Source organism: Candidatus Krumholzibacteriia bacterium (genome assembly GCA_035268685.1).
Lineage (GTDB): Bacteria > Krumholzibacteriota > Krumholzibacteriia > JAJRXK01 > JAJRXK01 > JAJRXK01.
The window spans coordinates 1-19,833 of the sequence record DATFKK010000121.1; the positions used below are offsets into that span (position 1 = coordinate 1).

The 19,833-nt window shown below is 67.5% G+C and carries 13 protein-coding genes; all 13 read right to left on the bottom strand.

The genetic code is table 11. The annotated features are described in order from the left end of the window. Positions 1–264 (bottom strand): type II secretion system protein (locus VKA86_11620; protein ID HKK71859.1); only part of this gene is annotated, 264 nt, incomplete at its 3' end. A 245-nt stretch (positions 265–509) separates the two neighbouring features. After that, complete coding sequence (locus tag VKA86_11625) at positions 510–1,934, bottom strand: sigma-54 dependent transcriptional regulator (GenBank protein ID HKK71860.1); 1,425 nt, start codon at positions 1,932–1,934, stop codon at positions 510–512. Positions 1,935–1,974: 40 nt separating this feature from the next. Continuing rightward, on the bottom strand, positions 1,975–3,723 hold the full coding sequence (locus tag VKA86_11630) for an ATP-binding protein (GenBank protein HKK71861.1): 1,749 nt from the start codon (positions 3,721–3,723) through the stop codon (positions 1,975–1,977). A gap of 43 nt (positions 3,724–3,766) precedes the next feature. Continuing rightward, on the bottom strand, positions 3,767–4,978 hold the full coding sequence (locus tag VKA86_11635; protein ID HKK71862.1) for a type II secretion system F family protein: 1,212 nt from the start codon (positions 4,976–4,978) through the stop codon (positions 3,767–3,769). 29 nt (positions 4,979–5,007) lie between these two features. After that, the gene (locus VKA86_11640; GenBank protein ID HKK71863.1) at positions 5,008–6,078 is read right to left on the bottom strand and encodes a type IV pilus twitching motility protein PilT; all 1,071 of its coding nucleotides are present in this window, start codon (positions 6,076–6,078) and stop codon (positions 5,008–5,010) included. Between the two features lie 23 nt (positions 6,079–6,101). Beyond that, the gene (gene pilB / locus VKA86_11645) at positions 6,102–7,784 is read right to left on the bottom strand and encodes a type IV-A pilus assembly ATPase PilB (GenBank protein HKK71864.1); all 1,683 of its coding nucleotides are present in this window, start codon (positions 7,782–7,784) and stop codon (positions 6,102–6,104) included. Positions 7,785–8,032: 248 nt separating this feature from the next. Then, positions 8,033–8,449, bottom strand: a complete 417-nt coding sequence (locus VKA86_11650) for a helix-hairpin-helix domain-containing protein (GenBank protein ID HKK71865.1) — start codon at positions 8,447–8,449, stop codon at positions 8,033–8,035. A gap of 37 nt (positions 8,450–8,486) precedes the next feature. Beyond that, entirely contained in the window at positions 8,487–10,652 is a 2,166-nt protein-coding gene (locus VKA86_11655) for a hypothetical protein (GenBank protein ID HKK71866.1), read from the bottom strand. A gap of 82 nt (positions 10,653–10,734) precedes the next feature. Next, positions 10,735–12,396 carry a tetratricopeptide repeat protein gene (locus VKA86_11660; protein HKK71867.1) on the bottom strand — a complete coding sequence of 554 codons (1,662 nt, stop codon included), beginning with the start codon at positions 12,394–12,396 and terminating at the stop codon, positions 10,735–10,737. A gap of 201 nt (positions 12,397–12,597) precedes the next feature. Further along, positions 12,598–13,899 carry an imidazolonepropionase gene (gene hutI, locus VKA86_11665; protein HKK71868.1) on the bottom strand — a complete coding sequence of 434 codons (1,302 nt, stop codon included), beginning with the start codon at positions 13,897–13,899 and terminating at the stop codon, positions 12,598–12,600. A 5-nt stretch (positions 13,900–13,904) separates the two neighbouring features. After that, positions 13,905–15,578, bottom strand: coding sequence for a urocanate hydratase (gene hutU, locus VKA86_11670; GenBank protein ID HKK71869.1), 1,674 nt, complete (start codon positions 15,576–15,578; stop codon positions 13,905–13,907). 41 nt (positions 15,579–15,619) lie between these two features. Then, on the bottom strand, positions 15,620–18,241 hold the full coding sequence (locus VKA86_11675) for a helicase C-terminal domain-containing protein (protein ID HKK71870.1): 2,622 nt from the start codon (positions 18,239–18,241) through the stop codon (positions 15,620–15,622). Then, positions 18,238–19,833 (bottom strand): NAD-dependent DNA ligase LigA (ligA, locus tag VKA86_11680; protein ID HKK71871.1); only part of this gene is annotated, 1,596 nt, incomplete at its 5' end. The genes ligA and VKA86_11675, both read right to left, overlap by 4 nt.

Consider the following 19,833-nt stretch of genomic DNA (forward strand, 5'->3'; position numbering starts at 1 on the left):
GTTCGAGAACGGGTTGGTCAGCAGCGTGCCACCGTTCGCCTCCATGGCAATGACGAGATTGGCGCGGGTGGGATACACGCCGTTGGCCTGCACAGCCGCGTCCTCAGCCTGCAGCTGCACGGTGTGGCAGTTGCTCTTCACCGAAGCTTCCTTCGCACGCGACTGCATGCTGATGAAGTTCGGCACCGCGATCGCGGCCAGAATACCGATGATGACGACGACGATCATGAGCTCGATCAGCGTGAAACCGCTGTTGTTCTTCATGTTCCCAGGGCCTCCAGAGTGCGGAAAGCATGGATGCGCAATCGCGGACGCGACACGCGGGACTACACGGTTGCCCGGGACGTGAGCATCCCATGTGCCATGTCGGCGTCCTTCCTCGCGGTTCCGCACCGTGTCGTGACCCACCGCTCGGCCAGGCGAAACGGGCCACCGCAGTGGCCCGTTCCCATTCGCTTTGCAAGGCCGGCCTTGCACGCTGCGGCGCTCCGCGTGTCCCCCGATGGCCCCTACTGTTCCACCGTCTCCAGATCTTCCGCCTCGTCACCTTCGAACGTTCCGCCCGGTGGCACCAGACCGTAGCTCTTGATCTTCCGGTAGAGCGTCGACGGATTGATTCCGAGGATCTCCGCCGCCCGCTTCTTGTGCCATCCGGTGTCGTTCAGGACCTGGATCATGTAGCGGCGCTCGAGTTCCTCGAGCGTGATGCCGGACTCGCTGATCGGCTCACCGCCACCGCCCTGCCGTTCGCCGACGATCTTGTCGGGCAGGTCGTGCGGCGAGATCAGATCGTGTTCCTGCAGGATCACGGCGCGCTCGATCATGTTCTCGAGCTCGCGAACATTGCCCGGCCACGAGTAGTTCACGAGCAGGTCGAGCGCCGCCGGATCGAGCACCGAGTTCAGATCGCCACCTTCGTAGTCGCGCTTGTAGCGACGCAGGAAATGGTCGACGAGCAGCGGCACGTCGTCGGGGCGATCGCGCAGAGGCGGCAGTGACACCTGGATCACATTCACCCGGTAGTACAGGTCCATGCGGAAGTTGCCGAGCTGGACCTCTTCCTCGAGGTCGCGGTTCGTCGCCGCGACGATCCGGACGTCGACCTTGATCGGCTTGGTTCCCCCCACGGGGATGATCTCACGCTCCTGCAGCGCCCGCAGTAGTTTGACCTGGATCCCGGGCGAGGTCTCACCGATCTCGTCGAGCAGGAAGGTCCCGCCGCTGGCCACCTTGAACAGGCCGTCCTTGTCCTTGATCGCTCCGGTGAAGGAGCCCTTCACGTGGCCGAAGAGCTCGCTCTCGAGCAGGCTCTCGGGCAGGGCCCCGCAGTTGATGGTCACGAAGGGACCTTCGGCACGGTGGCTCTGGTCGTGGATCGCCCGCGCGATCAACTCCTTGCCCGTGCCGCTCTCGCCGTGCAGCAGGATGTTCGAGTCGGCCCCGGCCACCCGTTCGACCATGCGGAACACGGCATTCATCTCGTCGCTCTTGCCGATGATGCTCTTCGGCTCGACCCTTCGGGTGTGCACGAGCTCGCGGCGCAGATCGCTGTTCTCGTTGCGGACCTGCCGGACCTCGAGCGCGTTGCGGATCACCATCTTGATTTCGTCGTTCTTTGCGTGTTTGTCCAGATAGTGGAACGCACCCTTGTTCACCGCCTCGATCGCCGTCTGCTTGCTCGCGTAGGCCGTCATGATGATGACCGGCACCGTCGAGTCGATGGCCTTGATCCCCGACAGGACCTGGATTCCGTCCATCCGCGGCATCTGGATGTCGGTGATGACGACGTCGGCCCCGCTCCGCTGCATCTCGCGCAGGGCATCGGCCCCGCTCGTGGCGGCCGCGACCTCGTAGCCCTCACGTTTGAGCATGATCGAGAGGAACTGGCACATTCCCTCTTCGTCGTCGACGATCAGGATACGTCCTTCGCTCATCGTTGCCGGTCCTTTCCGTACGTTCGCGCGCTCGCCGACATCAGGCCGTTCCTTCGGCCGAATCCACGTTCGCGTGCGCGGCATCGGCCATCAATTCCTCGAGGGCCTCGTCGCCCGTGATCAGATGTCCGTCGCGGAACAGGCCCACCAGAGGCAGGTGCACGCTGAACTCCGCACCTCCGCCATCGACGCTGCGGGCCCGCAACTGGCCGTCGTGATTGCTCACGACTCGATGCGCCATCGGCAGCCCGAGGCCGGTTCCGTTCGGCTTCGTTGTGAAGAAGGGTTCGAAGATGCGCTCGGCGGTCTCCTCGTCGAGACCGTCGCCCTCGTCGATGAATCGGACCACGACCTCCGGCGGCAGGTGGTGCGGGCGGACCGCCACGCTCACCCGGAGTTCGCCGGCATCGCCCATCGACTCGAAGGCGTTCAGCGCGAGGTTCAGGAAGACCTGGCGCATGAGTTCCTCGTCGACGTGCACCACGACGTCGAACTTCCCCGACAGCACCCGTAGGCGATCCCGGGCGTGGAGCGACTCGTGGCTGTGCAACAGCTCCTCGAGATCGTGGATCACGTCGTCGAGCCGGCAGTTGCGCGGTTGGGGCGGGCGCATGCGGGCGTACTCGAGGAAGTCTTCGATGATGCGGTTCAGTCGCGCGCTCTCGCGGTGGATCAGCTCGAACAGGCGGGAGTTCTCGTCGTCGAGCTCCAGCTCTCCCTGGAGCATCTCCACCGACCCGCGGATCGACGCCAGGGGGTTCCGGATCTCATGAGCAATACTCGCCGAGAGCTCGCCCATGGCGATCAATCGGTCGTTGCTGCGCATCCGCTCGCGCATGCGCACCACGGTGCTCAGGTCCTGGAACACCGTCACCACTCCGCAGCGGTTGCCCTCGGCATCGCACATCGGATTCACACTGAGGCCCACGGGCACGACCGATCCGTCCTGCCTCTCGATGTGGACCTCGACGCGATCGGCGTTCCGGCCCTCGATCACGCACTCCATGAGGTGGCCCACGAGGATCGGCATGATCGCACCCAGGCCCTCGGCCACGCCCCGCCCCTCGAGCGCGACCTTGTCGATTCCGAGGATCCGCTCGGCCGCCGGATTCATGCGGAGCACCACGCCCTCGAGGTCCAGGGTCATGACGCCCGACCCCATGTGGTCGAGGATGCTCTGGGTCTCCCTTCGCACGTGGTCGAGTTCGTCACTCCGGTGCGCGAGCAGGCGCGCCTTGCGGTCGAGGCGCCCGGCCATCTCGCCGGCCACGTACCCGACCACGAGCAGCAGCGACACCGTGACGTGCGCGCCGATCAGCGATCCGTTGCTCACGACACCTTCGCGGAAGGCGACCACGGGGGGCACGATCCGCTCGGCGGCCACCAGCAGCGTGTACGAGAGCGTCAGCGCCGCTGCCAGACCGGCCGTGTACAACGCGCCCTTCTGACGCAGCTCGTAGGAGGCCACGACGAGGGGAAAGAAGTACAACAGCGTGAAGCGACTCTCGAGGCCGCCGGTGAAGTGGACGCAGGCGGTGATCACCAGGACGTCCACGACGATCTGCAGTGCCTGGACGATCTTCCGTGGCGCACCGGCGACCACGGACACCACGCCCAGACCCACCGACAGGTATTCGACGGCGAGGATCCGCTTGAGCTGCTCGATGGGAAGCTCCTGCGCCGCGACCCACAGCAGTCCGACTCCCGCCGTCAGGACGAGACAGGTCATCGACAGCCGCAGGAACAGCCAATGCCAGATCCCACGCTCGTCCTGATCGATCCTGCGCACCGAGGTCTCCACTCCTGGTTCCCGTTCCTTCGTCCCGGCGGGGTCAGTGGCCACCGCTCATCACGCTGGCCATCTTGAACATCGGCAGATACATGGCGACGAGCATCCCGCCCACCATCACACCCATGACCACGATCATGATCGGCTCGATCACCGACGTGAGCTGCTCGACCGCGGTGTCGACCTCGTCGTCGTAGAAATCGGCGATCTTCGCGAGCATCTCGTCGAGCGCACCCGTCTGCTCGCCCACCGCGATCATCTGCACGACCATCGGGGGGAACACCTGGCTCTTCCGGAGTGGCTCGGCAATGGTATCGCCCTGGCTGATCGAGTCGCGGGTTGCCGAGATCGCGCGCTCGATCACCAGGTTCCCCGCCGTCCTCGACGTGATGTCGAGCCCCTGCAGGATCGGCACGCCCGACCCCACCAGGGTCCCCAGCGTCCGGGTGAATCGCGCCACCGAGCCCTTGCGGAGGACGTTGCCGATCACCGGCGACTTGAGGAGCATGGCGTCGATCCTGAAGCTGATCGACGGATTCTTGCGCGCCATCTTGTACCCGAAAATGCAGGCTGCGATTCCACCGGCCAGCAGGTACCACTGGGACCGCAGGAAATCGCTGAGTCCCATGACCACCTTCGTCGGCAGCGGCAACTCGCCCCCGAAATCACTGAACATCTTCGCGAAGACCGGAATCACGAACATCAGCATGAACACGGTCGCCCCACCGGCGACGATGGCCACGATCGAGGGATAGGTCATGGCGCTCTTCACCTTGCGTTGCAGAGCGTCCGCCTTCTCCAGGTACACCGCTAGACGACCCAGAATGATGTCCAGGATACCGCCCTGCTCGCCGGCATCGACCATGTTCGTGTACAGATTGTTGAAGATCTTCTGGTGCTTGGCCATGCTCTCGGCCAGCGTGTTGCCACCCTCGACGTCGAGCATCACGTCGTTGATCGCCTTGCGCAACGTCTCGTTCTCGGTCTGTTTGCCGAGGATGTCCAGACACTGGACGATCGGCAGGCCCGCGTTGATCATGGTCGAGAACTGGCGGGTGAAGATACTCATGTCCTTCACCTTGACCTTCTTCGGACCTCCGATCCGGATCTCACGGCTGGTCGACTTCGGGTAGATCGACTTGACCTGGATCTTCTTCTTCCGCAGGTAGGCAGCCACTTCCTGCTTGTTTCCCGCCTGGTACTCGCCGTTGATGGCGTCGCCCTTGGGCGTCGTACCCTTCCAGACGAACGTCATGGCCACGTCGGTTTCCTCCTCCGGTCCTCTCAGACCGTCACGGAATCGCCGATCATCTTCAGCAGTTCCTCGCGGTCACTGCTGCGTCCGATCGCGTCCTCGTACGAGATCCGCTTGTTCGCGTAGGCGGCGTACAGGCTCTGATTCATGGTCTGCATGCCGTACTTCTGTCCGGCCTGCATGATCCCGTAGATCTGGTGCACCTTGTCGTCGCGGATCAGCGACTTGATGGCCGGCGTACAGACCATCACCTCGCTGACCATCTCGCGACCCTTGGCTCGGTAACGGGGGATCAATTGCTGCGTGATCACCCCTTCGAGCACGAAGGCGAGCTGTGCTCGAATCTGCGGCTGTTGAGCGCTCGGGAACACGTCGACGATACGATTGATCGACTCGAAGGTGCTGTTCGTGTGCAGGGTGGCCAGGCACAGGTGGCCCGTTTCGGCGATCGTGATCGCCGAGGCGATCGTCTCGCGGTCGCGCATCTCCCCTACGAGGATCACGTCGGGGTCCTGACGCAGCACGTACTTCAGCGCGTTGACGAAGGTCTCGGTGTCACTCTTGATCTCACGCTGATTGACCATGCAACCCTTGTGGTGATGCACGTACTCGATCGGATCCTCGATCGTCAGGATGTGTGCCTTGCGACTCTGGTTGATGAAGTCGATCACACTCGCCAGCGTGGTCGTCTTCCCGGATCCGGTGGGCCCGGTGACCAGGACCAGACCCCGCGGGAGTTCCGCGAACTTCTTCACGGCGGGAGGCAGACCGAGCTTGTGGAAATCGAGGATCTCGTAGGGGATCTTCCGGACCGCCATCGTCGTCACGCCGCGCTGGACGTACACGTTCGCACGGAAACGGCTCATCCCCTGCACGCCGAAGCTCAGGTCGAGCTCGCGATTGTTCTCGAAGGTCTTTTTCTGTTCGTCGTTGAGCACCGAGTACGCGAGCTGGCGGGTCTCCTCGGGCGACAGGGTCTCGAATCGGGACGCCATGAGGTGACCGTCGACGCGGTACATCGGCGGCAGCCCGGCGGTCAGATGAAGATCGCTGGCATCGTTCTTCATCATGTCCTCGAGCAGTTCACGAAGACTGATCATGTTGCCTCCCGGCCGCGTCGGGCCTAAGCGTTGTCGGACGTCTCACGCAGCACCTCTTCGATGGTCGTGGTGCCGCGCTCGACATTGCGCAGGCCGTCCATGCGAAGCGTGAGCATGCCGTCTTCGATGGCCTGGTTCCTGAGTTCCTCGGTGCTGCCGCGGTCGAGGATGATCTCGCGGATTCCCTGCGTGATCACCATGACCTCGTACAGGCCCTGTCGACCCTTGTATCCGGTGCCGCCGCACTCGTCGCAGCCGGCGCCCTTGTAGCATTTCATGTCGGGAGTGATCCCCACGTCCTGGCGCACTTCGGCTGGCACGTCCTCGACGGTCTTGCAGTGCTTGCAGATGCGCCGGACCAGGCGTTGGGCCAGGATGATGTTGGTCGACGTCGCCACCAGGAAGGGCTCGATCCCCATGTCGATCATACGGTTGATGGTGGCCGGAGCGTCGTTCGTGTGCAGCGTACTGAGCACGAGGTGGCCGGTCAGAGCGGCCTTTACGGCGATCCCACCCGTCTCGAGATCGCGGATCTCACCGAGCATGACGATGTTCGGGTCCTGACGCAGGAAGGCCTTCAACGCCGCGGCGAAGGTCAGGCCCACGTCTTCCTTCACCTGGACCTGGTTGATCCCGTCGAGGTTGTACTCGACGGGATCCTCGGCGGTCATGATGTTCACCCCGGGCTTGTTCACCCGACTCAGACACGAGTAGAGCGTCGTCGTCTTTCCCGATCCCGTGGGCCCGGTGACCAGGACCATGCCGTAGGGCAGTTCGATCGCTCGCATCAGGGACTTCAGGGCCGGGGGGTAGATCCCGAAGTCGGCCAGGTCGAGCTTCAGGTTGCCCTTGTCGAGGATACGCATCACGACCTTCTCGCCGAAGATGCAAGGCAGGGTCGACACGCGCATGTCGACCTTCTTCTCGCCCACCTTCAGCTTGATCCGGCCGTCCTGTGGGATCCGACGCTCGGCGATGTCCAGTTCGGACATGATCTTCATGCGAGAGATGATCGCGCTCTTCATCTTGATCGGAGGTGCCATGACCTCCTGCAGGATCCCGTCGATGCGGTAGCGCACCCGCATGGTCTTCTCGTAGATCTCGACGTGGATGTCGGAAGCCCCGCGCTTCACCGCGTCGACCAGGATCGAATTCACCAGCTTGACCACCGGGGCGTTCTGGCTCTCGGCGCTCAAGCGGTTCGCGTCGGCGTCCTCTTCCTCTTCCTCGACGATCTCGACGTCGTCCTCGAGGTTCTCGAGCACCTGCTTCAGCGAGTCGGCCGAGTCGTAGTACTTGTCGATGGCCGCCTTGACGTCGCTCTCGGTGCAGACCACGGGCTGGACCTCGAGGCCCGTGATGAACTTGATGTCGTCGATCGCGAAGATGTTCGACGGGTTCGCCATGGCGACCTTCAGGACCCGGCCCTGGCGGGCGACGGGCACCACCTGGAATCGCGTGGCGACGTCGGCGGGGATCAACGCCGCGACCTCGTCCTGCACCGTCATCTCGGCGAGCGCCACCGTCGGGAGGCTGTACATCCGACCCAGGAAATCGGCGTAGGCCACCTCCGACAGCGCACCCGTTCGCACCAGGTTCTGCCCGAGGCTTCCTCCCTCCTTCTGCTGGGAGTCGATGGCCTTGTGCAGCTGATCCTGGCTGACGAGGTTCGCTTCGAGGAGTTTGCCGGCGATCTTGTCCTTCAAGGGCGACCTCGGGGCATCGAGTCCTGGGCGGCGGACGGGAAACGACGGCGGGGGCTTCTCGCATCGTGCAAAGGGCATGCCCTGGCCCCGCACGCGCGGTCGCGTGGCCGAGGACTCCACCGTCGGCCTCGACGCGCCCGTCCGCGGACGGCACACGACGTCCCGCACTCTCCGACCGCCCGTGGGCGTCGGGCAGATGCGAACTGCAATCACCGCGCCGCGCGGACTCGCGGTTCGCAACCGCTCCGTCAGCGTCTCGTTGCAGAGGTATCGGCCGACTCGGCCGCGGACTGCAGTCGAATCCACGGACGCAGGTCCTCGAGCTTCTTCGGGCCGATTCCGTGGACCTCGAGCAGGCGTTCGACCGCCTCCACCACCCCCACGGTGTCCCGCCAGGCAAGGATCTTCGCGGCCGTCGCGGGCCCGATCCCGGGCAGGGCCTCGAGTTCGGGTGCGGTCGCGGCGGACAGGCGGACCGGCACCGGCGTCCGCTTGCGGGAAGACCTTTCCCGCGTCCGCGGTTCGGGAGGGGGCGGTCCCTGACCGAAGGGTTGCAGCAGGGGATCGGCCCGGAGCCAGGCCGGATCACGGTGTTCCAGCCATCCTCCCAGGGCCGACAGCGCGAGAAGGGCCGACAGCGCCAGCAGGCGCCGATCGAAACGCACGGTCGCGGGTCCGTTTCCGGGAGGACGGGATCCGGTCTCAGTTGAAGAAGGGCCAGACCAGTTGCCAGCGGAGCTGCCGGCCGCGGCGCACGGTTCCCACCACCTCGTCGCGCTCGCGATCGAGCGGGTTGTCGAGGTTCAGCGACATCTCGGCGTCGCGCACGCGCAGCCAGACGCGGGCGTTCGTCCACCAGGCCGAAGGGAGTTCGACCGACCCCACTGCGGCCAGTCCGTCGTCGCGATGCGCACCGTGACCCGCGAACTCGACGTCGACGCCCAGGCGATTCCGGGGCGAGAAGAACTCGCGCTCGAGACCCAGGCGCATTCCTCCGTGCCAGCGAGGGTGCCCGACGCCGCGACTGGCTTCGACCTCGACGCCGTCGGGGACCCACTGGCCCTGACCGAGCAGTCGTGCCGTCCAGGCGCCGCCGAGAAGGTCGAAGCGGACGCTCCGCGCCACCCGGCCGCGCACCTGCCACGCCTCGGTCTCGAGACCGGCCTCGACGACCGCGCGGTCGGTCTCGGCATCGGCACGCCACCCGATCCCGTCGCGCAGACGCCACCGGTCGAAGGCCACCTCGAGCGCCCACGACCCCAGCCGCCCCCGCAGGGCGACACCGGCGCGCTCGTGGCGCTCGAAGTCCGGAGCCGGCCGCGCGTGCCACTCCCACACCTGCTCCCGGTACGCGAAGGCGTTCCCCTCGGGTGTCACCGTGCGCAGACGCTGCCAGCCGTCGGTCTCGAGCAGGGTCGGGGCCCGCAGCACGCGTTCGGCCCGCAGGACCACGTCCCAGCCCCCCCAGCGGTGCCGGACCCCGGCCCGGCCGCCCAGGCCCAGTTCGCCCGACGAGTGCTCGGCGTGGGCGATCTCGAACCGGAACCACGGCCACCACTCGGCCTCGGGATCGCCCTGGACGAAGGCTGCCGTCCGCAGCACGCGGGACGGATCGACACGGACCAGGGTGTCGGGGGCCTCGGTCTGCATCGCCCAGCGCTCGGCGCGCAGGTCCAGCCCCCATCCGGCGGACTCGGGTCGCCGCTGCCATCGCAGTCCCTGCCGCGAGGCGTCGATGTCCTGATCGAGCCGGCGGTCGTCGTCGTGGAAGTCGAGGTGCCAGGCCGAGACGGTGTTCACGACCCCGTCGCCGAAGGTGTCGACGACAACACCGAGTTCGCCGGTCCAGCGCTCGCGCGTGCCGGCGCCCAGGACGTCTCCGCGCGCGAATCTGCGGCCGCGGCCGAAGGTGAACCGGACCCGGGCGCGGTCGAACTGGAAGTCGGTCCCCAGGCGGAAGCGGCGCATCTTGACGCGCCCGCGCGACGGGTCCGAGACCACGGCCGGCGCGAAGGAGTAGTCGTAGCCCTCCTCGGTCTTCCACTCCTCGAAGTCGAAGCGGACGACGCGGTCGGTGGCCGCGGTGGTCACGGCCAGCGCACGATCGAAGGTCTCGCTGTCGGTGGTGCCGAAGCGGGTGAAGGCATGGGTCCGGCCCACGAGCGCGGGCCGCTGACGCAGCACGACGTGCTCGGATCCACCGATCGGACCGAGCGACGACACCGACGACCCCACACCGTCGAGCGCGACGACGCTCCGATCCCACAGACCGGGATCGAGATCGCCGGGACTGCGTGTGGGGATGCCGTCGATCCAGATCTCCGGAGCTCGGGTCCCGACGGGTGACAGCGACAGCCAGGCCCGCATTCCCCGGTCGCCCGCGACGCGGACCGACGCCTCGGGCAGCCGTTCCACCGCCCGTTCCAGGCTCTCGGGACGGTACCAGGACAACAGATCGTCGCCGACGGGCAGGGGACGGAGCGCGCGCAGCCGTCCCTCGTGCGCAACGGCGCGCTGGCCGGCCTCGGGTTCGTCGCCCTTCGCCGCGTCCTCGGAGAGGCGGTCCCTCGCGGCGAGACTGTCCGCGGCCACGCTGTCGACGACGGCGCTGTCGAGTCCGGCGCTCTCGATGCCGAGGCTGTCCACGACGGCGCTGTCGAACGGCGCCGGCACCCGGCCGGAGTCCTCGACGGCGGTGCTGTCGGTGTACACCGGGTCGGCAGCTACCGGGCGGACAGCCACCGAATCGGCAGCCGTCACCTGGACGCGATCACCATGCGGACCGGTCTGGGCGCGCGCGGCGACGACCAGGCCGAGAACGGCGGCGAGCGTGAGCCCGAGAACCGGGCGGCGGGGACGAAGTTTCATGCGCGGTTCTTCGGACGGCTGCGGGGCGCGGAGCGCAGCCTAGCCCACCGACGGCACCTGGGCAAGAGCGTGGAAATCGATGTCAGGCGGGATCGCCGGTGGACGCACGGAGACGCGACAGGCGCTCGTCGACGTCGAGGAAGTCCGCGTCGACGGCGCGGACGCGTTCCAGGGACTCGATCGCCTCGGTCAGGTCCCCTTGCGTCTGGTGGCCGACGCCCACGCCGTACAGCAGCCCCAGGTACGCCTGACCGGGATAGCCGGGCACGGCGAGCCCCTCCTGGAAGATCGCCATCGCCTCGTCCACGCGGTCGAGACGCAGCAGACAGGTGCCCTTCATCTCGAGCGCACGCAGCCGCTCGTCCTCGCCCTCGGCGGCGAGATCGAAGGCGGCGATCGCCTGCTCGTAGAGGGCCAGATCGAGGTACACCATGCCCAATTCGTACTGGCCGGCGTGGTCCTCGGGGTCGACGTCACCGGCGATCTGTCCCTCGACGTCCTGGGTGATCGTGTCGACCTGGCTCTTCTCGGCCGCTTCGACGTCGAAGCCACCGTCGGCGAGGATCTCGTCGAGCAGGTCGACCGTCTGCTCCGGTTCGGGTGCGCCCGGGTCGTCCTCACGCCCGCCCACGTCCTCGTCGTCCGTCGGATCCACGGGTGGGGTCTCGACCGACGCGTCGGCGCCGGTCTCGAAGGGACGCACGATGTCGAGTTCCGATGCGGGATCCGGCTCCGCTCCCCCCTCGGTTTCCTCGTCCCCGATCTCGATCTCGGGGACGGGGTCGCGGGCACCGCTGTCGTCGTCGGAGGGGGTGTCGCGCGTGGTCTCCACCGCACCCGAGACGTGGCCGGCGGCGCCGCTCAGGACGTCCATGTCGAAGTCGAAGCCGAGGTCGATGGCGGCGTCGCCCAGGTCCACCCGCGTCGACGGCGCGCCCCCTTCGTCGAAGTCGTCGCCGTGGGGCGCGTCGAAGACCGGTCCGTCGACGTCGCCGAAATCGAAGCGCGTCTCGTCGTCCGAGTCGTCGTCGCCGAGGACGATGGTCCCGCTGTCGTCGGTCTCGAAGCCCGTCTCGTCGTCGGATCCTTCGGAGACCCCCTCGATCTCGTCGCGCAGCCGAACGTACTCCGACAGCGCGTCGAGGTGTTCGAACGCGGTGCGAGCGTGCTCGAGGTACTTGTCGCGCACGTCGATCTCGTCGGCCTGGTGGGCCAGGCGGGCCTTGGCCACCAGCACCCGGGCGCGATCCTGGCCGAAGTCCCACTGCGCGAAGATGGTGTCGAGCGCACTGAGGATCTGCGGATCGTCGCCCATGAGCTCGATCAACTGGAGCCCGCGCGCGACGAAGGCCTCGCGTTCGGTCTCGACCACGCTCGGGTGCCGCGACAGGAAGTCGAGGAAGGCCGCGCTGGCCTCGGCCTCGAGACCCTGGTCGAGTCGGATCTCGCCGAGGACCCACAGGCTGTGCAGATGATTGGGATCGTGGCGGAGGATCTTCTTGTGCACCGCCACCGCATTGTTCGTCAGGCCGAACGCCAGGTACAAACGGGCGGCCTCCTGGAAGGAGGCGATGGCCCGGTCGACGTCTCCGGTCTTGAGGAAGACGTCACCGAGTTCGTTGCGAGGGGTGCCGTTGCCCGAGTCCTGGGAGCAGAGGCGCTCGTAGAGTTCGACGGCGCGGTCGAACTGCTTGGCACGGACCGCTTCCGTCGCCTGACGGCGCAGATCGCTGGTCTTGCTCACGCGCTCTCCTCGATCCTCTGTCCGGCCGGGCGACCACGGTGTGCGCGTCCGCACGCCGGGTCCGCCGGCCCTGGTGTCGCGTGGAGCGCTCGAAGCCGGGCTGCGACCGCGGAGGGGGCGCCGGCCCGGATCGGACACGCTCGTCCACCGGGTCACTAGCAAGTCCGTGACCAGCTGCTGCTCTCGGCAACGATCGGGTGGTCAGGCCCCCATCGGCACCCCGTGGTCCACGACCACCCGCCCGGCCCGGATCACCAACCGGAGTGGATCCAGACCCAGGTGATGCGCCAGGGAATCCACCGAATCCCCACGTAAGACGTTCACGTCCATGGACTTGCCGACGGCAAGACTTCCCACGTCGTCCGCGCGGCGCAGGGCGAACGCGGCGTTGATGGTGGCCATGGTCAGGGCCTCGTGCGGATGCAGGTGCAAGCGCGTGCACGCGATGGCCAGCGTCAGGGGCATCGACTCACACCAGTTGCTCCCGGGATTGAAGTCGGTGGCGAGGGCGAGGGCGACCCCGGCGTCGATCATCCGACGCGCGGGGGCCTGTTCGTTCAGGCCCAGGGAGAAGATCGTTCCGGGTAGGAGCACCCCGACCGTGTCCGAACCGGCGAGCGCGTCGATCCCGGCATCGCTGATCCGCCCCAGGTGGTCGGCGCTGTCGGCGCCGAGCTCGGCGGCCAGCTCGGCACCACCGCTGCCCTCGAGTTCGTCGGCGTGAACGGTTCCCCGCAGTCCGAGCGCGGCGGCGGCCTCCAGGACGCGACGCGATTGCTCCACCGTGTAGACACCGGGCTCGCAGAAGACATCGGCCCGCTCGGCGAGCCCCTCGGCGGCGACCTGCGGGAGGATTTCGTCGCAGACCACCCGGACGTAGCCGTCGCGGTCCTCGCGCCATTCGTCGGGGAACTCGTGGGCGGCCAGGCACGTCGCGACCAGATCGGGCAGGTGGGAATCGCCCTGCAGTCTCTTCACCACGCGCAACGCCCGCAGTTCGCTCTCGAGTTCCAGGCCGTAGCCGCTCTTCACCTCGACGGTGGTGCTGCCGTAGGCCAGGGCGGCCCGGAGCCGGCGCCGCGTCCGCCGCACCAACTCTTCCTCGTCGACCTCGCGGAAGGCCCGAACGGTGGCACGGATGCCCCCGCCGGCTTCGGCGATCGAAGCGTAGCTCTCTCCCACCAGCCGCCGCCCGAACTCCCACGACCGCGGGTGGTCGAAGACGGCGTGGGTGTGGGGATCGACGAATCCCGGAATCACCGCCGCTCCCTCGGCATCGATCCGCTCCGCGCCGGGCAGGACGTTCACACGGGCCCGAACGTCCTCCTCGGCGCCCGCCGCGACGATCCGTCCGCCGTACGAAGCCACGGCTGCGTTCTCGACCAGACCGACACGCCCGACGTCCTCACGCCGGCGCGGGGCCGGCCCGGCGCCTTCCTCCTCGAGCGTGTACAACTTCCCGATTCCGTGGATCAGGAGATCGACGGGCTCTCGCGTGGGCATCGGAATCACTCTCCCGCCCGCGGTGCGGGCATCGGCATGTGCAGATCGTTTCGTGCGGCGAAGTCCACCGCACCTTCGTAGCCGGCGTCGTAGTGCCGCGCCACCCCCATCAGCGGATCGGTGGTGAGCACGCGTTCCAGGCGCCGCGCTGCGGCGTCGGTGCCGTCGGCCACGATCACCTGACCGGCGTGGATCGACAGACCCATGCCGACCCCACCCCCGTGGTGCACGCTCACCCAGCTCGCACCGTTCACCGCATTGATCAGGGCGTTGAGGATCGGCCAGTCGGCCACGGCGTCACTACCGTCGCGCATGCTCTCGGTCTCGCGGTAGGGGCTGGCCACCGAACCACTGTCGAGATGATCCCGACCGATCACGATCGGCGCCTTCACCCTGCCGTTGCGGACCAGCTCGTTGAAGGCCAACCCGGCGCGCGCGCGCTGGCCGTATCCGAGCCAGCAGATCCGCGCGGGCAACGCCTGGAAGGCGACCTGCTCCCGCGCCATCTCGATCCACCGGCGCAGATGCGGTTCCTCGTCGCCGAAGAGTTCTAGGATCACTTCATCGGTGGCGGCGATGTCGGCCTCGTCGCCGCTCAGCGCCACCCAGCGGAAGGGTCCCTTGCCCTCGCAGAAGAGGTCGCGGATGTAGGCGGGCACGAAGCCGGGGTAGGCGAAGGCCTCGTCGTAGCCCGCGTCCTGGGCCATGCCGCGCAGGTTGTTGCCGTAGTCGAAGACGATGCTGCCGGCCTTCTGCAGACCGACCATGGCCTCGCAGTGTTCCCGCATGGAACGCATCGACTCGCGCTTGTAGGCCTCGGGATCGCGTTCGCGCAGCGCCCCCGCCTCGGCGAGGCCCATGCCGTTCGGAACGTATCCGAGCAGTGGGTCGTGCGCACTCGTCTGGTCGGTGGCGATGTCGATCTCCTCGCCGCGACGCAGCAGTTCGGGCACGACGTCGGCGCAGTTGCCGAGCAGACCGACGCTGTAGGGACGTCCCTCGCGCTGGGCCTCGCGGCAGCGCCGCAGGGCCTCGTCGAGGTCGTCCGTGGAGTCCATGAGGTAGCGGGTCTCGAGGCGGCGCTCGATGCGGTGCGGGTCGACCTCCACGCACAGGGCCACGCCCTCGTTCATGGTCACCGACAGCGGCTGAGCGCCACCCATGCCGCCGAGTCCACCCGTCAGCACGAGCTTGCCGCGGAGGTCCTCCCAACCCTGCGCTCGCGCACAGGCGGCGAAGGTCTCGTAGGTGCCCTGCAGGATCCCCTGCGTGCCGATGTAGATCCACGAGCCGGCGGTCATCTGGCCGTACATCATCAGGCCCTTGCGATCGAGTTCGTCGAAGTGCTCCCACGTGGCCCAGCGTGGCACGAGCAGACTGTTGGCGATGAGCACCCGCGGGGCGTCGGGATGACTCGGCATCACCGCCACCGGCTTGCCGCTCTGCACGAGCAGGGTCTGGTCGTTCTCGAGATCGCGCAGGCTGGCGAGGATCGCGTCGAAGCTCGCCCAGTCGCGCGCGGCCTTGCCGCGGCCGCCGTACACCACGAGCTGCTCGGGGATCTCGGCGTTGTCGGGGTCGAGGTTGTTCTGGATCATGCGGTAGGCGGCTTCCTGCACCCAGCCCTTGCAGCTGAGATCGGTTCCACGCGGAGCACGCACGTTGCGGATGGTCGACATGATGGCCTCCTCGACTGGAGTCGACCCGGGAAGTCTAAGGCTCAGGCGCGTTCGTTGCGACCGCGCAGGAAGTCCACGGTGCGACGCGCGACGGCGTCGAGATCGGGCACGATGTCGCAGATCCGCGGTAGGGAGTTGAGGAAGCGCACGCCGTAACCCCGCGACTGCAGGCGGTGGTCGAGCAGCAGCACCGCGCCGCGGTCGTCGCTGGTGCGGAGCAGTCGACCCACGCCCTGCTTCAGTCTCAGCACCGCGTCGACCAGGGTGACGTCGTGGAAGGGATCACGACCCAGCCGTCGGGCGCGCTCCGTGCGTCCCTCGACGAGCGGATCGGTCGGGACGGAGAAGGGCAGACGCGGTACGACCAGCACCTCGAGTTGCCGTCCCGGGAAGTCGACGCCCTCCCAGAAGCTGCCGGTGGCCACCAGCACGGCGGCTTCGGCCAGACGAAAGCGTTCGGCCAGGGCCGCGCGGGCCAGTCCCGGTCGTTGTACGAGCAGATCCGGCCGAACGGGAGGCACGTCGGCGAAGAGGTCATCGTCCGACGGTGCCAACCGGTCGGCGAGCTCGGACTCGAGCTGATCGATGAAGCGGTAGCTCGTGCTCAGCACGAGGATCTTCGTCGGCACCGCCGTCGCGATCGCAGCCACCGTCTCGGCGACGCGGGTGGCGAAGTGCGGATCATCGGGCTCGGGCAGGTCGATCGAGGTCAACACCAGGCTCTGGCGCTCGGCCTCGAAGGGACTCGGGATCTGCACACTCTCGGTGAAGCGGTCGGCCCGCGACAGACCGACCGACTCGGCGAAGGGCAGGAAGTCCGACTCGACCGCCAGGGTCGCACTGGTCGTGATCACGCTGCGGTAGTGGGCGTTCCAGAGGCGCCCGAGGGGGTCCTCCACCGTGAGCGGAGCCGCGACCAGTCCGCGCAGACCACCGCGTCCCGCCCAGTCGAGCCAGTACACCCAGTCCTCGTCGTCGGCCGCCTCGCAGAAGGCGATCTGCGCGCGGAATTCGCGGTGGAACTCGAGCAACGAGGCCAATCCCTCGCGCTCCTCGGAGATCGACGCACCCTGTTCCTCGACCTCCGCGCCCAGCGCGAGCAGTCGCGCGAGATCGCGTTCCAGGGTCTCGCCGGCGGTGTGCAACGCGGCGCTGCGGTCACGCAGCGGCGCGAAGGCCTCGTCGGCGTCGTGGATCCGATGCGTTCCGGGGCGGCCGGAGTCCGACCCCAGGCGGGCCGCTGCCAGTTCGGCCAGGGCCGTGTACCAGATCAGGAAGGTCTCGAGGAAATGCTCCAGCGCGCGATCCGTGGCGCGCGCACACGCCTCGGTGTCGGCATCGCCCCCGGCAGACCGCACCACGTGCGAGAAGACCTCGCGCAGCGCACCGGCTGTGCTGCGATCTCCAGTGAGGTTGCGATAGACCTCCAGACGCTCGGGCGCGATCCAGTGGCTGAGCGCACGCGTGGCCACGTCGTGCAGATGATGAGCCTCGTCGACCACGAGCACCCGTGCCGGCCCCACCAGCGACTGGCCGCTGCGCAGGTCCATCATGAGCAGAGCGTGGTTGACGACCACCACCGGTGCCTCGCGCGCGCGCCGTCGCGCCCGCACCACGAAGCACACGGGATCGCGGTGGCAGATGTGCGGTGAACACGGCTCGACCGACTCGAAGAAATGCAGCCAGTGGTCGGCGAACCATGGGTGGTCGGCGATTTCCTCGCGGCGGCCCTCACGGCTGTACCGCGACCACAGCAGGAGCGCGAACTGCGCGAGCGCCCCTTCGCTCGATTCGACGCGGGCGTGCGAGACTCGGCGTAGCTGGCGGCGGCACAGGTAGTTGTTACGGCCGAGCAGCAGCCGCACCTCGCCCGGATACCCCAGCCGTTCGAGCAGGGGGAGGTCGTGATCGATCAACTGCGACTGCAGGTTCCGCGTGTGGGTGCTCACGACCACGCGCTCGCCCGTGCGTCCTCCGTGCAGGAGCGACGGGACCAGATAGGCCAGCGACTTCCCGATTCCCGTTCCTGCTTCGACCATCAGGTGTTCCTGACGATCGAGCGCCTTCGCCACGCTCTCGGACATGTCCCGTTGACCGGCACGGAACTCGAACCCGTCGCCGATGAGACGCGCCAGCGCTCCGTCGGGGCCGAGGATCTCCTCGGGAGTCCGGTCGTTCCACGCGGCCCAGTGCTCGTCGTCGACGTCGCGCCGCCGTTCCTCGGCGGCCGTGTCGGGACGAAGGCCTTCGGGAGGTTCGGCCACGGCCCGCAGCGGGGTCGACTCGAGCAGGTGGACCATCCAAGGAGCGTGAGCGGACAGTGCTCGCACCCGCGCGTGCCTCCACGCGTCGTCCTGCTCGCGCCAGAACGCGACCCACCACACGACGAGCGCCGCCGTCGACTGCAGCGCCGACTCGAGGTCGAGCCGGTTGTCGATCGTACCCAGCACATCGACGTGATGACGCAGCACTTCGGCTCGGGCCGGCCAGAGTGTGTGCAGGAGCGTGGTCAGATCGGGTTCGGTGTCCAACGTGACGTGTTGGCCCGGAGGAAGCGTGCCTTCGGCGTCGACGAACCCGGTCTCTCCACCGTCGAGCGGAACGCACACCCGCACGCCCCCGGGACGGGCGATGGGTGCCGTCAACCACACGCGCGCCGTCACGCGTCGGCTCCTTCGCCGAGTTCCTCACGGAACCGTGCTTCGTCCCAGATCTCGACGCCCAGTTCCTGCGCCCGGGAGAGCTTGCTACCCGCCGACCCACCGGCCACGAGCACATCGGTCCGGCCACTCACACTGCCGGTGACCCTTCCCCCGAGTTCCTCGATCCGGGCCTTCGCCTCGCGGCGTTCCATGGTCTCGAGCGAACCCGTGAGGACGAAGTTGCGTCCGGCGAACGCAGTGTCCTGCGCGACCGGCTCGGCAACCTCTTCCTCGGTGGCCAGCAGTCCGAGTCCGACCAGCTCGTCGTGGACCTCGCGATTGCGCTGCAGCTCCTCGTACAGGCTCTTCGCGGTGATGGCCCCGAAGTCCGCGACGTCTTCGAGTGCGACGACGTCGGCGGCGCGCAGTCGATCGAAGCCTCCGAAGTGACGAGCGAGTTGTCGCGCCGCAGCGATCCCGACGTGACGCATCCCCAGCGCGAAGATCTGATTGCCCAGGGGTCGTTGCTTCGAACGCTCGACGAAGCCCATCAGCTTGTCGGCGCTCTTCTCCCCCCATCCCGGGAGTTCCACGACGTCCTCGCGCCGCAGGCGATACAGATCGGCCGGCCCCCGCAGCATGCCGCGCTCGAGCATGAGATCGACCCACTTCTCGCCGAGTCCTTCGATGTTCATGGCGTCGCGGCCGACGAAGTGGAGGATGCGGCCCCGCAACTGGGCCGGACACACCGCGTTCAGACAGCGCACGGCCACCTGTCCTTCCTCGCGGTACAGCGCCGAGCCGCAACTCGGGCAGGTCGCGGGTAGATGGTAGGGCTCGCTGGTGGCCGGGCGTTTCTCGACGACGACCCCGACGACCTTCGGGATCACGTCGCCGCCCTTCTGCACGATCACGGTGTCGCCCTCGCGGATGTCCTTGCGATCGATCTCGTCCTGGTTGTGCAGCGTGGCCCGCGCGACCGTGGTCCCCGCGATCGGGACCGGTTGGAGATTCGCGACGGGAGTGACGACACCGGTGCGACCCACCGATGCCTCGATCGACGCGAGGCGCGTGACGGCCTGTTCGGCCTCGAACTTGTAGGCGAGGGCGTAGCGCGGGCTCTTGGCCGTCGAGCCCAGCTCCGGCCAGCGCTCGGCGTCGTCCAGCTTGATCACCGCGCCGTCGATCTGGTACTCGAGATCGGCACGGCGTCGCCCGAGCTCTTCCAGTGTCTCGAAGAGATCGTCGAGGCTCCTGACGCGCCAACGTTCCGGCACGGGGAATCCCAGCTCCTCGAGTGCGTCGAGTTCGGCGGTGTGCGTCCCGATGGCCGGCGCCCCGGGCACCGCCATGGCATAGGCCCAGAAGTGCAGGGGCCGCTTGCGCACCTCGGCCACGTCGAGGGTCTTGAGCGAACCCGCGGTGGCATTCCGCGGGTTGCGGAAGGACTCCAGTCCCTCTTCCCGGCGGGTCTCGTTGAAGGCGGCGAACGCCACGGTGGGCATGTAGACCTCGCCGCGGATCTCGAAGAAGGGGCTGTCCCCGAACAGTGCGCGCGCGCGACCGGTGTCGACGACCTCGGGGACGTCGTCGATGGTGCGCAGGTTCTCGGT

Bases quoted from the DNA above. Each gene is read 5' to 3' on its own strand.
- VKA86_11640 (HKK71863.1), bottom strand. From the start codon at position 6,078: ATGATCAGTCTTCGTGAACTGCTCGAGGACATGATGAAGAACGATGCC.
- VKA86_11655 (HKK71866.1), bottom strand. From the start codon at position 10,652: ATGAAACTTCGTCCCCGCCGCCCGGTTCTCGGGCTCACGCTCGCCGCC.
- hutI (HKK71868.1), bottom strand. From the start codon at position 13,899: ATGCCCACGCGAGAGCCCGTCGATCTCCTGATCCACGGAATCGGGAAG.
- VKA86_11625 (HKK71860.1), bottom strand. From the start codon at position 1,934: ATGAGCGAAGGACGTATCCTGATCGTCGACGACGAAGAGGGAATGTGC.
- VKA86_11635 (HKK71862.1), bottom strand. From the start codon at position 4,978: ATGACGTTCGTCTGGAAGGGTACGACGCCCAAGGGCGACGCCATCAAC.
- hutU (HKK71869.1), bottom strand. From the start codon at position 15,578: ATGTCGACCATCCGCAACGTGCGTGCTCCGCGTGGAACCGATCTCAGC.